This window comes from Pseudonocardia hierapolitana (assembly GCF_007994075.1).
GTDB classification, from domain to species: Bacteria; Actinomycetota; Actinomycetes; order Mycobacteriales; family Pseudonocardiaceae; genus Pseudonocardia; species Pseudonocardia hierapolitana.
In genome coordinates this window covers 2681173-2697385 of record NZ_VIWU01000001.1, presented here as the reverse complement: position 1 = coordinate 2697385, position 16213 = coordinate 2681173, and the positions used below count along the sequence as shown (strand labels likewise).

The window sequence follows — 16213 nt, the reverse complement described above, 5'->3', positions numbered from 1 at the left end:
CCGCACGTCAGGCCAGGGCGGCGCGGATCAGCTCCACGGGGTGGTGGGCCTCCCGGGTGGTTCCGTGGGCGATCTGCTGGCGGCAGGACACGCCGGTCGCGGCGATGACCGTGCCCTCCGGCTCGGCGCGGACGGCCGGGAACAGCCGGTCCTCGCCCACCTTCATCGACACCTCGTAGTGCTCGGCCTCGAACCCGAACGAGCCGGCCATGCCGCAACACCCGGCGTCGACCTCGACGACCTCGGCACCCGGGATCCGGGAGAGCAGCGCCACCGTGGCGGCCGTGCCGACCTCGGCCTTCTGGTGGCAGTGGCCGTGGTAGAGGATCCGCTGTCCGGCGGGCCACGCGTCCTCGCGCAGCCGCAGGGCGCCGTCGTCGATGGCCTCGACCAGCAGTTCGTCGACGAGCCGGGCACGGCCGGCCACGTCGGCGACGCGGGGGTCGTCGGCGCCGAGCAGGGCGCGGTGCTCGTCGCCCAGTGTCAGCACGCAGGACGGCTCCACGCCGGCGATCGGGCCCTCGGTGCCGGCGAGCGCGTCCACGAGCCCGGACGCCTGGCGCTTGGCCTGGTCGAGCATGCCCTTGGAGAACGCGGCCCGCCCGCAGCACCCGTTCGACTCCAGCCGCACGTCCCACCCGGCGAGCTCGAGCAACTCGATGGCCGCGATCCCGATGGCGGGCTCGGTGAAGGAGGTGAAGGAGTCGCCGAGGAAGGTGAGCGGCCCCCGGCTCCGGCGTTCAGGAAAGCCACTTTCCGGGCCGGCAAAGCCCTGAATGTGGCTTTCCTGAACTCGCCGGGAGTGGAACCACGTCAGGAGCGTCTCTGCCGCGAAGGTCGGGAGGGGGCGTTCCGGGGCGATGCCGATCGCCCGTGCCATCAGCTTCCGGATCCCCGGGACGCGGTTGGGCAGGTTCGCCAGCGGGGCGCTGGCCGCGCCGAGCCGGTTGAGGCCTCGGATGCCCGCGAAGACCCGTGAGCGGAGCGGGATGCCCTTCGTCTCGTGCTTGTGGTGCAGGGCCTCCGCCTTGAGGGTGGCCATGTCCACCGAGAGCGGGCACTCGCTCTTGCACGCCTTGCACATGAGGCACAGGTCGAGCACCTCGTGCAGCCGCTCGTCGCCCAGCGCGGTGCGCGGGTCGGGGTCGGAGAGGGCCTTGACCAGCGCGTTCGCCCGGCCGCGGGTGGCGTCCTCCTCCCGGTGGGTCGCCATGTAGGACGGGCACATCACGCCTGCGGCGTCCTTGCGGCAGAGCCCGATGTTCTGGCACCGGTCAGCGGCACCGCGCATCCCGTGCTCGCCGCCCGCCACCACGGTGAAGTCGAGCGCGGTGGTGAGCGGGCCAGCGGGGGGCAGGGCCGGTTCCCGCAGGTTCTCGGTCATCGACGGGGCATCGACGATCTTGCCGGGGTTCATCCGGCCGTCCGGGTCGAAGATCCCCTTGACCCGGCGCATCGCCTCGTAGAGCTCGTCGCCGAAGAGCGACCGGTTGAACTCGCTGCGGGCGAGGCCGTCGCCGTGCTCGGAGGAGTTGGCGCCGCCGAACTCGGCGACCAGGTCCCGGACCTCCTCGGCCACCGCCCGCATCTTCGCGACCTCCTCCGGCCGGGAGAGGTCGACGAACGGGCGCACGTGCAGGCAGCCGACCGAGGCGTGGCCGTAGAAGCCCGCGCGCATGCCGTGCCGGTCGAGCACCTTCGCGAACCGCTCGCTGTACTCGGCGAGCCGGTCCGGGCCGACGGCGGTGTCCTCGACGAACGCCACGGGCCGGTTGGCACCGCTGCTCGCGGCCATGAGCAGCCCGAGGCCCGCCTTCCGGACCTTGAGCAGCGCCGACTGCTGCGCGGGCGTCTCGGCGAGGAGCGTGTGGTAGCTGTGGCCGTGCTGCTTCCACACCGCGTCGAGCCGCTTCAGCTGCCCCGAGAGCTCGTCGGCGTCGTCGCCGGTGAACGAGACGAACAGCAGCGCGTCCGGGTCGTCGTGGAGGATCGAGCCGAGCGCGGCGTACTCGAGCTTCGACCGCGACAGGTCCAGGATCGTGCGGTCCATCAGCTCCACGGCCGCGGGCTCGCAGGACAGCGCGTCCTCGGTGGCGTTGATCGCGGCCTGGGTGGAGCGGAAGTGCCCCACCGCGATCACGGTCTTGGCGGGCTTGGGCACGAGCCCGACGACCGCCTCGGTGGCGACGACCAGCGTGCCCTCCGAGCCGACCACGAACCGGGCCAGGTCGAAGGAGTCGGTGAGCCGATCGAGCCGGTAGCCCCCGGCACGGCGCCAGAACTTGGGGAACCCGGTGGCGATGGCGTCGCGGTGCGCGTCGACGAGCGCAGGCAGCTCGCGGTACAGCCGCGCCTCGAGCGAGTCGCCCGCCGCCCGGCGTGCGCGTTCCGCCTCGTCCACCGGCCCGAACCGCGCCGTCGAGGCGTCGGACAGCACGACGTCCAGCTCCCGGACGTGGTCGATCGTCATCCCGTACCGGACGGAGCCGCTGCCCGCGGAGTTGTTGCCGATCATCCCGCCGAGCGTCGCCCGGTTGGACGTCGAGGTGTCGGGCCCGAACATCAGCCCGTGCGCCGCGGCGGCGCGGTTGAGCTGGTCCTGCACGACGCCGGGCTGCACGCGCGCGGTGCGTGCCTCCGGGTCGAGCTCGACGATCGAGCTCATGTGCCGCGAGAAGTCGAGGACGAGTGCCTCGCCGACGGTCTGCCCGGCGAGGCTCGTGCCGCCGCCCCGGGGAAGCACGGGCACGCCGTGCTCGCCCGCGATGCGCACCGCGGTCACGACGTCGCCCGCGTGCCGCGGCGCGACCACGCCGACGGGCGTGATCGCGTACATGCTGGCGTCGCGGGAGAAGAGGTGACGCGTGTAGTCGTCGAAGAGGACCTCGCCGTCGAGCTCCCGGTCGAGCGCCCGCTGGAGCTCGGTCGTTGCGAGCGTCATTGCGCTTCCTCCCGCAGGTGCTCGAGTGCCGCTTCCACACCCCCCGGCTTGATCGGGACGCCGGCGAGCTGCAGACCCATCTGTACCCCGCCGAGGGTGCCGACGAGCGTCAGGTCGTTGAAATGGCCGAGGTGGCCGATGCGGAAGATCTTGCCCGTGAGCTTGCCGAGGCCCGCGCCGAGTGACATGTCGAACTTCTCGAGGATCACCCGGCGCACTTCGTCGGCGTCGTGCCCGTCGGGCAGGAGCACGGCGGTGAGGGAGCCGGAGTGCTCCCGCTCGTCGGCGCACAGCACCTCGAGGCCCCACGCCCGGACGGCGGCGCGGGTGGCCGCGGCGTGGCGCTGGTGGCGCGCGAAGACGTTCGGCAGACCCTCCTCGGCGAGCATCGCGCACGCCTCACGCAGGCCGTAGAGCAGGTTGGTGCCCGGCGTGTAGGGGAAGAACCCGCGCTCGTTCGCCGCGATTATGGGACCCCAGTCCCAGTACGAGCGCGGCAGGCCGGCCGACCGGTTCGCCGCGAGGGCCTTCTCGCTGATCGCGTTGAACGCGAGGCCCGGCGGCAGCATCAGCCCCTTCTGGGAGCCGGCGACCGTGACGTCCACGCCCCACTCGTCGTGCCGGTAGTCGATGGACGCGAGCGACGAGATCGTGTCGACGAGCAGCAGCGCAGGGTGGCCGACCGAGTCCAGCGCCGCCCGCACGTCGGGCACGCGGCTCGTCACGCCCGTTGAGGTCTCGTTGTGCACCACGCAGACGGCCTTGATCTCGTGCCGCTCGTCGGCGGTGAGGCGGCGGGCGATCTCGGCCGGGTCGGCGCCGTGGCGCCAGTCGCCGGGGATCACCTCGACCTGCAGCCCGAGGCGGCCGGCGAGCTCGGACCAGAGCGTGGAGAAGTGCCCGGTCTCGCTCATCAGCACCCGGTCACCGGGGCTGAGCGTGTTGACCAGCGCCGCCTCCCACGCCCCCGTGCCGGACGACGGGTAGATCACGACGGGCCCGCGTGCGCCGAAGACGGGGCCGAGCGCGGCCAACACGGCCTTGGTGAGCTCGGCGAACTCCGGTCCGCGGTGGTCGATCGTCGGTGCGGCCATCGCCCGCAGCACCCGGTCCGGCACGTTGGTCGGTCCGGGGATCTGCAGGAAGTGACGCCCTCCGGTGATGTGCACGCGGACCTCCATGTCGTCTTGCCCGAACGTCGTCGCAGTCGGGAGGGTTGACGCTCCGAGTGACCCGAACCATACTCCACCCGGAATCAGACTTCCGCGATGCGGAACGCCCTCCGACAACGCTGCCGTGAGGAAGTGCGCATGTCCATCCACCTGATTTCGATTCTCCTGCTGGTGGTCGCGTTCGTGATCGCCACGACGCTGCCGATCAACCTCGGAGCGATCGCCCTGGTCGCGGCGTTCATCGTCGGAACGATCGTGTTGGAGGGCCCGCCGGACGACGTCGCCGACGGGGTCGTCGCCGGGTTCCCCGGCGGTTTGTTCGTGACGCTGGTCGGCGTCACGTTCCTGTTCGCGATCGCCCGTGCCAACGGCACGATCGACTGGCTGGTCGACCGGGCGGTGCGCGGGGTGCGCGGCCGGATCGTGCTCATCCCGTGGATCATGTTCGCGGTCACCGCCCTGCTCACCGCGTTCGGATCGGTGGTTCCGGCCGCGGTCGCGATCATCGCGCCCGTCGGGCTCAGCCTCGCGGTGCAGCACCGGATCAACCCGGTGCTCATGGGTCTGTCGATCATCAACGGGGCGACGGCGGGCGGCTTCTCGCCGATCAGCATCTTCGGTGGGATCACCAACGACGTGGTGGCGGGTGCCGGTTTGCCCGGGAGCCCGCTGATCCTCTTCCTCGGCAGCCTCGTGTTCAACACGTTGCTCAACGTCGTCATGTTCTTCCTGTTCGGCGGGCGGGAACTCATCGGCCGCGTCGCCGAGGAGCCCGCGCCGGTCGGCGGGCCCGAGGTCGCACCGGGAGGCGGGCCCGGCGCGGCCAAGGCCAACGGCGCGACCACGGGCGCCACCGGAGCCGGGTTCACCGAGGGCGAGCGCCGGCCGGTCACCACGCTCGACCTCAACCGGTCGCTCACGCTGGTGGTGCTCCTCGCCCTGGCGGTGGGAGCACTGGCGTTCCAGCTCGACGTCGGCCTGCTCGCCGTCACCGCGGCCGTGCTGCTCTCGCTCCTCTCGCCCACGGCCTACAAGGGAGCCGTCGCCCAGGTCGCCTGGCCGACCGTGCTGCTGGTCTGCGGTGTCGCCACCTACGTCAGCCTGATGGAGGAGAACGGCACCATCGAGTGGCTCGGTGATGGCGTGGCGGCGCTCGGCATCCCGCTGCTCTCCGCACTGTTGCTCTGCTACATCGGTGCCGTCGTCTCGGCGTTCGCGTCCACCACCGGCATCCTCACCGCGCTGATCCCGCTCGCGGTGCCGTTGCTGCTCGGCGGGCAGCTCGGCGTGGTCGGTGTCATCACGGCGTTCGCGATCTCCTCGTCGGTGGTCGACTCGAGCCCGTACTCGACCTCGGGCGCCCTCACCGTTGCGAACTCGCCGGAGGACCACCGCGACTACGTCTACAAGCGGTTGCTCCAGTGGGGCATGTCGATGGTGGTCGTTGCGCCGCTCGTCACATGGCTCGTGCTGGTGTTGCCCGGTTGGCTGTAGGGCATGACCGATCTCCTCGTCGAGCAGGACGGCCCTGTCCTGCAGGTGACGTTCAACCGCCCCGAGGCCCACAACGCACTGACGTTCGCGATGTACGAGGGCGTGCACGACGCCTGCGAGAAGGCCGATGCCGACCCGGACATCCGGGTGCTGGTGCTGCGTGGCGCCGGTGGGAAGGCGTTCGTCTCCGGCACCGACATCGCCCAGTTCACGGGCTTCGACGGTGCGGCGGGCGTCGAGTACGAGGAGCGGATGACCCGGGTGCTGCGGCGGCTGGAGGACACCGCGGTGCCCACCGTCGCGGCGGTGGACGGCTACTGCATCGGCGGCGGGCTGGCCCTCGCGGCGGCCTGCGACCTGCGGATCGCCACCGGTGTGTCCCGGTTCGGGGTGCCGATCGCGCGGACGCTGGGCAACTGCCTGTCGATGGACACGACCGCGCTGTTGGTGGCGAACCTGGGCCGGGCCCGGGCCATGGACGTGCTGCTGCGCGCCCGCCTGCTCGACGCGGCGGAGGCGCACGCCGCCGGGTTCGTCACCCAGCTCGTGGAGGACACGGCCGAGCTCGATGCGACGCTCGCGGAGACGGTCGCGACGCTCGCCTCGCACGCGCCGCTGTCGATGTGGGCCACCAAGCAGACGCTCGCGCGGTTGCGGCGGGCCGGCCTCCCGGACGGCGACGACATCGTCGCGCGCGTGTACGGGAGCGCGGACTTCGCGTCGGCCGTCGCGGCATTCGCCCGCAAGGAGCGTGCCGCCTGGACCGGGGAGTGATGGTCACCGCTTAACCTGGAGGGCCAGGATCTCGCAGGAGGAGCACGGTGGGCGCAGCCACCCAGCCGGACCGCAGCGGCGGCGTGCAGTCCCTCGACCGCGCGTTCGCCCTGCTCGAGCACATGGCCGACGCCGGAGGCGCGGTGGCGCTGTCGGAGCTGGCCGCCCGGTCCGGGCTGCCGCTGCCGACCATCCACCGCATCGTCCGCACGCTGGTGGCGTCCGGGTACGTCCGCCAGCTCCCGTCCCGCCGGTACGCCCTGGGCCCGCGCCTGATCGGGCTGGGCGACGCCGCGTCGCGGATGCTCGGGGAGTGGGCGCGCCCGCAGCTCGCCGAGCTCGTCGACCAGGTGGGTGAGACGGCCAACCTCGCGATGCTCGACGGTGACGCGGTGGTCTACGTGGCGCAGGTTCCGTCGCGGCACTCGATGCGCATGTTCACCGAGGTCGGCAGGCGGGTGCCGGTGCACTGCACCGGGGTGGGCAAGGTGCTGCTGGCCCAGTTGCCTCCCGCGGAGGTCCGCGCGATGGTCGCCCGCACCGGCATGGCGGCCCAGACCCCGCACACCATCACCGACCCGGACCGGCTGGAGCGCGAGCTGGAGCGCATCCGCGCCCAGGGCTACGCCGTCGACGATGCCGAGCAGGAGCTGGGCGTGCGCTGCGTGGCCGTCGCGGTGCCGGGTGGCCCGGCGTCCACCGCGCTCTCGGTCTCCGGACCCGACACCCGAGTGACGTGGGCGGCCGTCGAGCGGATCGTGCCGATGCTGCAGACGGCCGCCGCCTCGCTCGCCGGACATCTCGACGCGCGTGGCGCGCTCGCCTAGTGATCCAGTTGTAGGTCGTTGCGTCCGTGCTTGAGCGGCTTCCCGCAGCCGGCGCCGAGCGGGCCGCACACCATGATCACGAACCCGAAAGTGGCACCAGCAGCGGATTTTCGTTCACACTTCCGGGTTACTCGCCCGGTTGCCGGATGCGCAGCGGCCGCATGGCTGGTAGGTCGTTGCGGGTACCCCCGACCAGGGAGGTGAGCGGCATGGAGTGGACCGCTGACGACGACCAGCAGCTCGCCGAAGCCGTGCGCCGGCACGACGCCGGTGAAGATCCGTCTGCCCGCCCCGGTGAGACGACGGTGCCGGAGTGGGCGATGATCTCGATCGTGCTGGGGCTCGTGGCACTCACCGGGTCGGTGTTCGCCGTGGTCGTGGTCGCGGCGTTCGGCTCGGTCTGGTGGCTGCTGCGCACGGCCGACGCCGTGGAGCCCAGCGAACACGATGCCAACCGCGAGGCACGGGGACCGTTCGGCGGGCCGGGTATCTGGCTCTGACCGCTCTCGGAGCGACGGTCACTGCGTGGTTGGTCACGGGCGCGTTCCTGCGCCCGATCAGGGGAGATACCCTCCTCTGTCGTGGCAGGTTTGTTCGACCACGTCGCCGACCATCACGCACAGCGTTGGCTGGCAGGCCTGATGGAACAGTTGGGTGAAGCGGGGCTCGCCGCCGCCGCGGCCGTGCCCGCGTTGCTGGCCGCCGTCGACCAGCACGCGGCGGGTGTGCGCGACATCCTGCTGCTCGGTGTGGAAGGCGCGGCCGCGGCCGCGGGTGCCGTGCTCCTCGCCGGTTACGCGAAGGGTCTGCTCGACCAGGCCGGCACGGACGCCGCCCGGCTGCGGGCCGCGGTGGGGGAGTGCTGGCACCGCGCCGACTGGCTCACCGTCCGGGTGCTCGCCGTCTGTGCCCTGAGCCGCGACGACCGATGGCACCGCTCGCCCGCCCCGATGTTCGAGGCCTGAGGCGTCAGCGCGCCAGCAGGCCGGCGAGGTAGGTCCAGACGAACCGGACGAGCGAGGCCCTGAAGTCGGGGTAGGGGGCCGCGCCGGGGTCCTCGGCATGCAGCGCCACCACCTGCGGTGAAGGATGCGCCGCCTGCCACAGCCCGGCCGCCACCATTCCCGTCATCATGAACAGCTCGAAGCAGGCGTCCGCGTCGAGCGCCGGGAGCGCCCGCTGCAGCGCGGGCATCACGTCCTCCATCGATCCCTTGATCGCCAGCTTGAACACGCGGACGACGTCCAGGGAGACGTTGCGCTCCAGCGTGAGCGGCGTGTAGAGCAGGAGCTGGCAGAACAGCGGCCGGTCGGCCACCGAGCCCGCCAGCGCGTCGGCCACCTCCCGGGGGTCGGGGCCCGCTGTCGCCAGCGCGGCGAGCGCACCGGCGGCCCATTCCCCGAACTCCGTCTCGGCGAGCCGCAGGAAGATCTCCTCGCGCGTCTCGAAGTACTTGAGCAGTGCCGACTTGTGCATGCCGACCTCCGCCGCGATGTCGGCGAGGCTGACCGCGCCGACGCCGTCGTGCAGTGCGAGCTCGCGCGCGGCGTCGAGGATCGCGGCGTAGCGCTGCTGCTTCTGCTCGGGCCGCCGGGCGCGCAGGAAGCCGGCTTTCGTACTCATCGCGACGACCCTAACCCGGAGATAGGGCAACAGTGTTGACTTGTTAGGGCAACGCTGTTGCCTTAGGGTGGCGGCGTGACCCCCGTGAAGCTGCGCGTGAACGGATCCACGGAGCTCCTGGAGCTCGATCCCCGGGTCAGCCTGCTCGACGCCCTGCGCGAACACCTGGGCCTGACCGGCACGAAGAAGGGCTGCAACCAGGGTGCGTGCGGTGCCTGCACCGTGCTCGTCGACGGCGAGCGGATCGTCGCCTGCCTCGCGCTCGCCGTGCAGTACGCCGAGCGCGAGATCACCACGATCGAGGGAGTCGGGCAGCCCGATCACCTGCATCCGCTGCAGGAGGCGTTCGTGCGGGAGGACGGCTTCCAGTGCGGCTTCTGCACGTCGGGCCAGATCTGCTCGGCGCTGGGGATGCTCGCCGAGCACCGCGCCGGCATGCCCAGCGTGGTCACGCCGCACCTCACCGACGACGAGATCGCGCTGACCGAGGCGGAGATCAAGGAGCGGATGAGCGGCAACCTGTGCCGCTGCGGCGCGTACGAGGGCATCGTCGGAGCGGTCCAGTCGGTCGCGGAGGAGATGTCGCAGTGAGAGCGTTCGGGTACGTCAGTGCGCCCGACCTGCCCACCGCGCTGGGCGCCGTCGCGGCGGGGGCGCGGCCGCTGGGCGGCGGCACCAACCTCGTGGACCTCATGCGCGACGACGTCGAGCGGCCCGAGACGCTCGTCGACGTCACCGCGCTGCCCCTGGCCGGGGTGGACGAGCTGCAGGAAAGTGGTGGCCTGCGGATCGGCGCGATGGTGCGCAACAGCCGGCTCGCCGCCGATCGGCGGGTGCGTTCGCGGTACCCGGTGCTCGCCGAGTCACTGCTCGCAGGCGCGTCGGGCCAGCTGCGCAACATGGCGACGGTCGGCGGCAACCTCCTGCAGCGCACCCGCTGCCCCTACCTCCGCGACCACGCCGCGGCCTGCAACAAGCGCGAGCCCGGTTCCGGCTGCGCGGCGATCGACGGCATCCACCGCGGTAGCGCCGTCCTCGGCACCAGCGAGCACTGCATCGCGGCCCACCCGTCCGACATGGCCGTCGCGCTGGTCGCGCTCGACGCGGTGGTCGAGGTGCAGAGCCTGCGGGCCACGCGGCGCATCCCGCTCGCGGAGCTGCACCGCCCGCCCGGCGACACCCCGCACGTCGAGACCGACCTCGCGCCCGACGAGCTGATCACCGCGGTCGAGCTGCCCGCGTTGCCGGTCGCCCGGACCTCGCGGTACCGCAAGGTGCGCGACCGCGCCTCGTTCGCGTTCGCGCTGGTGTCGGTCGCCGCGGCGCTCGAGGTCCGCGACGGCGATGTCGTCGACGTGCGCCTGGCGCTGGGCGGGGTCGCCACCACGCCGTGGCGGGCGCGGGAGGCCGAGCGCGTGCTGCTGGGCGCCCCGGCCACCGAGGAGACCTTCCGCCGGGCGGCCGCGGCCGAGCTGGCGTCCGCGATCTCCAGACCCCAGAACGCCTTCAAGGTCGAGCTGGCGCAGCGCACGATCGTCGCGACGCTGCGCCGGCTCGCCGCGGAGCGAGCAGACGATGCCGAGGGAGGCCCGGCGTGACCCAGGCACCGGAGCGAACGCGCCCCACGACCGCCACCGGCCCCGCGGTCGGGCGTCCGATCGACCGCGTCGACGGCGCCGTCAAGACCACCGGCGCCTCCGAGTACACGGCCGACCGGCCCTACCCGGACCTCGCGCACGCCACGCTCGTGCACGCCACGATCGCGCGCGGGCGCATCACCGGGATCGACACCGCGGCCGCCGAGGCGGTGGACGGGGTGCTCGCCGTGATCACCCATCGGAACGCGCCCGCGCTCAAACCCCCGGCCGCCCGGGTCAACCCGCTCGACCTCAGCACGATGGCGTCGGGCACCAGCGTGAACTACCTGGGCAGCGACGAGGTGCACTGGAACGGGGAGCCGGTCGCGGTCGTCGTCGCGGAGAGCCTGGAGGCCGCGGTGGAGGCCGCCCGGCTCGTGCGGGTGGGCTACGCCGCCGAGCCGGCCGTCACCGACTTCCGCGGCGCGGAGGGCTCGGCCGAACCCGCACGGGGGCTCCCGATGCTTTCCGGTGCAGGCCGCAAGGGCGACGCCGAGCAGGCGCTGGCCGCTGCTCCCGTCTCGGTGGACCTGCGCTTCACCACCCCGCCGCAGAACCACAACGCCATCGAGCCGCACGCCACCACCGCCGTGTGGGACGGCGACCGGCTCACCGTCCACGACAGCACCCAGGCGATGGACTTCGCGCGCAGGCACCTCGCGCTGCGGTTCGGGGTGCCGGTGGACGCGGTCCGCGTGATCGCCCCGAACGTGGGTGGCGGCTTCGGTGGGAAGGGGTTCGTCTGGGCCGGCACCGTTCTGTGTGCGATGGCGGCCCGCGTGGCCAAGCGCCCCGTCCGGCTGGCGCTCTCGCGCGAGGCGGTGTTCCGCACGGTCGGGGGGCGCACGCCCACCGTGCAGCGGGTCGCGCTCGGTGCGGAACGCGACGGTGCACTGACAGCGCTCGTGCACACCGGGATCTCGCAGGTGGGGCGGGTCGGCGGGATGCCGGAGCCGGTGGGCTCGCAGTCCCGTCACCTCTACGCGGCCCGCACCATCCTCGTCCGGCACAGCACCGCGACGCTCGACATGCTGCCGAACTCGGCCATGCGGGCGCCCGGCGAGGCCGTCGGGACGTTCGCGCTGGAGTCCGGGATGGACGCGCTGGCGTACGAGCTCGGTATCGACCCCGTCGAGCTGCGCATGCGCAACGAACCGGAGCGCGACCCCCTCGGGGGCAAGCCGTTCACCCACCGCAACCTGCGTGCGGCCTACGCGCGTGGCGCGCAGCGGTTCGGCTGGGCCGACCGGCCGCCGCAGCCACGTTCGATGCGCGACGGGCGGCGACTGCTCGGCTGGGGCGTCGCCACCGCGTTCCACATGCCGATCCAGCTGACCGCCGACGTCACCGTCCGGCTGGGGATGGACGGCACCGTCCGGGTGCGCTGCGGCCTCCATGAGATCGGCGTGGGCGTGGCGACCGTCCAGGCGCAGGTCGCGGCGGATGCGCTCGGTGTCCCGGTCGAGGCGGTCACCGTCGAGATCGGTGACTCGGCGCTGCCGGTCGGGCCGATGGCCGGTGGGTCGGGGCAGACGGCCACCGCCGCGGCGAGCGTGCTGCGGGCCTGCGAGGAACTGAGGCGGTCGGCGCTCGCGCTCGCCCGCCGCTCGCCGGGCTCACCGCTGCGCGGGCGCCGGATCGACGAGCTCGTGGCGCGTGACGGCGGGCTCTTCGCGGCCGACGGGTCGGGCGAGACCTACGGCGAGATCCTCGCCCGCGCCGGACGTCCCTCGCTCGAAGGCCGGGTCGGCGCCCGGACATCGCTCGGCCGCGTCGCGGGCCAGGTCCGCCTCCTCGCCGGCGTGGTCAGGGATCAGCGCCGGCAGGTGCGTGCGGCTACCGGGGCCCACTTCTGCGAGGTGGCGGTCGACGAGGACACCGGCGAGGTGCGCGTGACCCGCTGGGTCGCGGTGTTCGACGTCGGGCGCGTGATCAACCCGAAGACCGCCACCAGTCAGCTGCGCGGCGGGATCGTGATGGGGATCGGGGCGGCGCTGTCGGAGGAGACGGTGGTCGATCCGGGCAACGGCCGCATCATGAACGCGAGCCTCGCCGACTACCACGTGCCGGTGCAGGCGGATGTCCCGGCGATCGACGTCTACTACCTCGACGAGCCGGACCCGACCACCCCGCTCGGGCTGCTCGGGGTGGGGGAGGTCGGCATCACCGGCGTCGCCGGGGCGATCGCCAACGCCGTGCACCACGCAACGGGCGTGCGCGTGCGGGACCTGCCGATCACCCCGGACCGCCTCCTCTGATCACAGCAGAGCCGATCACAGCAGGGCCCGATCTCACAGCAGAGCCACTTCCACGTGCTTGCGTGGAAGTGGCTCTGCTGCGACGAGGGCCGCGGCGGGGCCGGCCCGTTCGTGCCCGACCCCGCCGGGTGCTCCGAGAGGGGAGCGACCTTACGACTTGCGCACATCCGCGGCCGGGTCTGTGATAGGAGTGTCCATCCGCGTGCCCATGGGATCAGTGGACTCGGCCGGCATGGCGTGCGCGCCCGTGGTGGTGGGACGCGCGGCGTCCTCGCGGCCGCGCTCGTAGGCCTGGGAGTGGGCCCGGGCCATCGGGGCCTCCTGCTCGGCGCGGTCCAGCCAGCGCTCCCAGCGCTGCTGCATCGGCCGGATGAGACCGCCGCCGACACCGACGACCATGATGCCGCCCACCGTCGCCAGGACGGCGATCAGCACCGGCATCGTGACGGCGATCGCGACACCGATCTGGCTCAGCGCGGCGATCACACCGAGGGCGATGATGAAGATCGACGCGATGTTCGCGAGCACCCGGCCGTAGGACAGCCCGCCCGTGACGCTCATGACGAGGTCCTTGACGGCGGCCGCGATGGCGGACGCGATCACGACGATGATGATCGCCACGGCGATCCGCGGCAGGAACGCGACGATGCCCGTCAACAGGGCACTGATCGGGTTCGGACCGAACACGCCGAACGCGAGCTGCAGCGTGAGCAGCAGCACCGCGTAGTAGACGACCAGTGCGATCAGGTCGCTCGCGTCGTACTTCGACCGTGCGAGCGCCTGTCCGATTCCGCCGCGCTCGACTGCGCGATCGAAGTGCAGGCGCTCCAGGACCGTATCGGTCAGCTTGCGCAGCCCCTTCGCGATCAGCCATCCGATCAGCAGGATGACGAGGAAGAGCAGCAGCTGCGGCACGAAGACCGCGACCATGCGCATGGCATCGCCCAGCGCTGCGCCGAGGTTGTCGAACATCGGAACTCCCAGGTCGGTGGATGTCGCACCCGTTGGATGCCCATCCCAACCCGCTCCACACCCGGTTCACACGAAATCCGCACCACCGGTGGACACACCAAAGTGGACGAAAGCCCCCGCTCAGCGGCGGAAACGGAAGCCGCGCCTGCGACGGTGGCTCGCGTCGCGCTCAGCGCACGCGGGGCAGAGCTCGCCATCGGGGGCGACCATCGGAGCGGGCGTCACGACGTGGCCGCAGACCGCGGAGTACTGGCCGCCGCGGTAGGCGATGCCGATCGCGAGCTCCTCGTCGGGGACCGAATGGCAGCGGCCGTCCAGAACGCACGTGACGGAGATGGTGGCGCCCTCGCCGAGCTCGGACGCCTCCGACTGCCCACGCGGTCTGCTCACGGTCCCCACTCCGCCACAGGTCCACCCCTCGGGCGGCTGCCCACGGGCAGTGCCACCCACCGCATCCAGTTTGTCGCTCTCTGCTTGCATCCGCAAGAGGACTCTGCAACCTTCTTCTGCACTTGCATTCGTCTCTTACGCGCCGCTCGGCTCACGGAGGTTGCCGGGTGCCGTGGCGGGGTGTCGAACGCCGAGATCAGCAGCCTGGAGCCCGGTCGCGTGGCGTCGGGGGTGCGACCTGGATCCCCACCGGCACTACGCGGGACAGTAGGCTTCGATTCGTGATCCGTCGTGCCGTTCTGTCCGCGATGTCCGTTCTCGCCGCGCTGGTGCTCGTCGCCGGTTGTGGCGGTGGAGGCTCCCAGGTCGACTGCGGGTTGGACGGCTGCACGATCACGTTCCCGCGCAGCGGGGACGTCGCCGTCTCGGTGCTCGGCGTCGAGGCCCGCCTCGTCGGGGTCCAGGACAGCACGGCGCAGCTGGAGGTGGCGGGCCAGCAGATCACCGTGCCGGTGGGGGGCGAGACCGAGGCGGGCGGCTTCATGGTCGGGGTCGAGCGGGTCACCGACGCCGAGGTCGTCGTGCGGGTACGCGCCTGAGGTGGCCGAGATCCCCGAGGTCTTCCACGACCTGCTGCGCTCGCGCGCGGTGGCATTCGTCTCGACGCTCGGCAGGAGCGGCGCCCCGCAGGTCACCCCGCTGTGGTTCCTGTGGGACGGCGACCGCGTGCGGATCAGCCTCGTCGAGGGCCGTCAGAAGCTGCGCAACCTGCGCCGCGACCCGCGGATCGCCGTCGCGATCGCCGACCCGGCCAGCCCCACCTTCTACCTGGAACTGCGCGGCGTCGTGAGCGAGCTCGTGCCCGACCCGGGCCTGGAGCTGGAGCGCGCGATCGCCGAGAAGTACACCGGTGGCTGGGAGGACGTGGAGCCGCCGGGCACGACGCGCTACGCCACCAGCGTGATCGTCGAGCGGACCACATCCCAGCTCGGGCACTAGGCCGGTTCGGCAGGCGGGTCCGCCGCCTCCGAGAGCATGCGCTGCATCCAGGCGACGTCGTGCCACCGGCCGTGCTTCCATCCGATGCGCCGGTAGGTGCCGACCGGCTCGAAGTCGAGTGCCCGGTGCAGGCCGGCGCTCGCCTCGTTGGGCAGGGTCATGCCTGCGATGGCCGTGCGATAGCCCCGCTCCGCGAGGCGCGGGAAGAGCGCCTCGTACAGGGTGCGCCCGCCGCCGGTGCGCCGCCGTCCGGTCTCGAGGTAGACGCTGGTCTCGCAGGCCCAGCGGTAGGCGGGCCGCGTCTTGAACGGGCCGGCGTACGCGTAGCCGACGACCCGGCCGCCGTCCTCCAGGTCCTCGAGGACGAGCCAGGCGTGCGTACGCTCCGCCGCCGTGATGCGCTCGGCCATCTCCTCCGGCGTCGGCGGGTCGATCTCGAAGGTGATCGCTGTGTCGGTGACGTAGGGCGCGTAGATGGCCGCGCAGGCCGCGGCGTCCTCTTCGCTGGCTGCACGAACCTTCATGGCGACGATGATAAGCAGAACTGTCACTATAGTGACAGCGTGTCCGACACACTGACCGCGTCCCTCGCCGCCGCGCTGCAGGCGGCCCGCAAGTCACGCGGCCTCTCGATCAGCGCACTCGCGGAGGGGGCGGGCGTGTCCCGGGCGATGATCACGAAGGTGGAGCGCGGCGACGCCCAACCCACGGCCGTGCTGCTCGCCCGGCTCGCGAATGCGCTCGGGATGACGCTCTCGGAGCTCGTGTCGCGTGCGGAGGACGGCGGCGGACGGCTCGTGCGTGCCGCCGACCAACCCACCTGGACCGACCCGGCCAGCGGCTACCGGCGCCGGACCGTGTCGCCGGCCAGCGGGCGACCGCTCGAGCTCGTGGAGATCGAGCTGCCCGCCGGGGCGAGGGTCGCGTTCGCCGCCGACGCCTATCCGGACGTCCACCAGCAGATCTGGGTGCTCGACGGCCACCTGCGCCTGCACGAGGGCGACGCGGTCCACGAGCTCGACCCCGGTGACTGCCTCCAGCTCGGCCCGCCGTTGACGCGCGCGTACGTCAACCCGACCGACCGGACGTGTCGATACCTGGTGGCGCTCACCCGGCGTTGACGCTC

At 72.3% G+C, this 16213-nt stretch carries 17 protein-coding genes; 11 read left to right on the top strand and 6 right to left on the bottom strand.

The genetic code is table 11. The annotated features are described in order from the left end of the window. Positions 1-7: 7 nt before the first annotated feature. Positions 8-2941, bottom strand: a complete 2934-nt coding sequence (locus FHX44_RS12815) for an FAD-binding and (Fe-S)-binding domain-containing protein (RefSeq protein ID WP_147256010.1) — start codon at positions 2939-2941, stop codon at positions 8-10. After that, positions 2938-4110 (bottom strand): pyridoxal-phosphate-dependent aminotransferase family protein, encoded by a 1173-nt coding sequence (locus FHX44_RS12810; protein ID WP_246170342.1) that lies wholly within the window; start codon positions 4108-4110, stop codon positions 2938-2940. The genes FHX44_RS12815 and FHX44_RS12810 overlap by 4 nt, the downstream gene beginning before the upstream one ends. A gap of 141 nt (positions 4111-4251) precedes the next feature. Here FHX44_RS12810 and FHX44_RS12805 point away from each other — a divergent pair, with 141 nt between their 5' ends. The 5 genes from FHX44_RS12805 to FHX44_RS12785 all read left to right on the top strand — a co-directional run bounded on the left by FHX44_RS12805 (position 4252) and on the right by FHX44_RS12785 (position 8173). Continuing rightward, the gene (locus FHX44_RS12805) at positions 4252-5607 is read left to right on the top strand and encodes an SLC13 family permease (RefSeq protein WP_147256008.1); all 1356 of its coding nucleotides are present in this window, start codon (positions 4252-4254) and stop codon (positions 5605-5607) included. Positions 5608-5610: 3 nt separating this feature from the next. Then, positions 5611-6381, top strand: a complete 771-nt coding sequence (locus FHX44_RS12800; RefSeq protein WP_147256007.1) for an enoyl-CoA hydratase — start codon at positions 5611-5613, stop codon at positions 6379-6381. A 47-nt stretch (positions 6382-6428) separates the two neighbouring features. Beyond that, complete coding sequence (locus FHX44_RS12795; protein ID WP_147256006.1) at positions 6429-7208, top strand: IclR family transcriptional regulator; 780 nt, start codon at positions 6429-6431, stop codon at positions 7206-7208. 209 nt (positions 7209-7417) lie between these two features. Continuing rightward, complete coding sequence (locus FHX44_RS12790) at positions 7418-7708, top strand: hypothetical protein (protein ID WP_147256005.1); 291 nt, start codon at positions 7418-7420, stop codon at positions 7706-7708. An 81-nt stretch (positions 7709-7789) separates the two neighbouring features. Continuing rightward, on the top strand, positions 7790-8173 hold the full coding sequence (locus tag FHX44_RS12785; protein WP_147256004.1) for a DUF6401 family natural product biosynthesis protein: 384 nt from the start codon (positions 7790-7792) through the stop codon (positions 8171-8173). A gap of 4 nt (positions 8174-8177) precedes the next feature. On the opposite strand, the gene FHX44_RS12780 is transcribed toward FHX44_RS12785, so the two are convergent. Then, positions 8178-8831 (bottom strand): TetR/AcrR family transcriptional regulator, encoded by a 654-nt coding sequence (locus tag FHX44_RS12780; protein WP_147256003.1) that lies wholly within the window; start codon positions 8829-8831, stop codon positions 8178-8180. A 75-nt stretch (positions 8832-8906) separates the two neighbouring features. Here FHX44_RS12780 and FHX44_RS12775 point away from each other — a divergent pair, with 75 nt between their 5' ends. The 3 genes from FHX44_RS12775 to FHX44_RS12765 are packed head-to-tail and all read left to right on the top strand — an operon-like array spanning position 8907 to position 12726. After that, the gene (locus FHX44_RS12775; RefSeq protein WP_147256002.1) at positions 8907-9422 is read left to right on the top strand and encodes a 2Fe-2S iron-sulfur cluster-binding protein; all 516 of its coding nucleotides are present in this window, start codon (positions 8907-8909) and stop codon (positions 9420-9422) included. Next, complete coding sequence (locus FHX44_RS12770; RefSeq protein WP_147256001.1) at positions 9419-10429, top strand: FAD binding domain-containing protein; 1011 nt, start codon at positions 9419-9421, stop codon at positions 10427-10429. Before FHX44_RS12775 ends, FHX44_RS12770 begins: the two co-directional genes overlap by 4 nt. Beyond that, positions 10426-12726 carry a xanthine dehydrogenase family protein molybdopterin-binding subunit gene (locus tag FHX44_RS12765; RefSeq protein WP_147256000.1) on the top strand — a complete coding sequence of 767 codons (2301 nt, stop codon included), beginning with the start codon at positions 10426-10428 and terminating at the stop codon, positions 12724-12726. The genes FHX44_RS12770 and FHX44_RS12765 overlap by 4 nt, the downstream gene beginning before the upstream one ends. Positions 12727-12876: 150 nt before the next feature. On the opposite strand, the gene FHX44_RS12760 is transcribed toward FHX44_RS12765, so the two are convergent. Next, a complete protein-coding gene (locus FHX44_RS12760; RefSeq protein ID WP_147255999.1) occupies positions 12877-13698 on the bottom strand; it encodes a mechanosensitive ion channel family protein in 822 nt (273 codons plus the stop codon). Positions 13699-13818: 120 nt separating this feature from the next. Continuing rightward, complete coding sequence (locus tag FHX44_RS12755) at positions 13819-14088, bottom strand: hypothetical protein (RefSeq protein WP_147255998.1); 270 nt, start codon at positions 14086-14088, stop codon at positions 13819-13821. A gap of 281 nt (positions 14089-14369) precedes the next feature. Here FHX44_RS12755 and FHX44_RS12750 point away from each other — a divergent pair, with 281 nt between their 5' ends. Next, on the top strand, positions 14370-14687 hold the full coding sequence (locus FHX44_RS12750; RefSeq protein WP_212612441.1) for a hypothetical protein: 318 nt from the start codon (positions 14370-14372) through the stop codon (positions 14685-14687). A gap of 1 nt (position 14688) precedes the next feature. Continuing rightward, positions 14689-15087: a PPOX class F420-dependent oxidoreductase gene (locus FHX44_RS12745; RefSeq protein ID WP_147255997.1), complete on the top strand. Its 399-nt coding sequence runs from the start codon at positions 14689-14691 to the stop codon at positions 15085-15087. Here the strand turns inward: FHX44_RS12745 and FHX44_RS12740 are convergent. Next, positions 15084-15611: a GNAT family N-acetyltransferase gene (locus FHX44_RS12740; RefSeq protein WP_147255996.1), complete on the bottom strand. Its 528-nt coding sequence runs from the start codon at positions 15609-15611 to the stop codon at positions 15084-15086. The two genes, FHX44_RS12745 and FHX44_RS12740, sit on opposite strands and share 4 nt — an antisense overlap. Before the next feature lie 39 nt (positions 15612-15650). On the opposite strand from FHX44_RS12740, the gene FHX44_RS12735 reads away from it, so the two are divergent. Further along, positions 15651-16208: a helix-turn-helix domain-containing protein gene (locus FHX44_RS12735; RefSeq protein ID WP_147255995.1), complete on the top strand. Its 558-nt coding sequence runs from the start codon at positions 15651-15653 to the stop codon at positions 16206-16208. Positions 16209-16213: the final 5 nt, after the last annotated feature.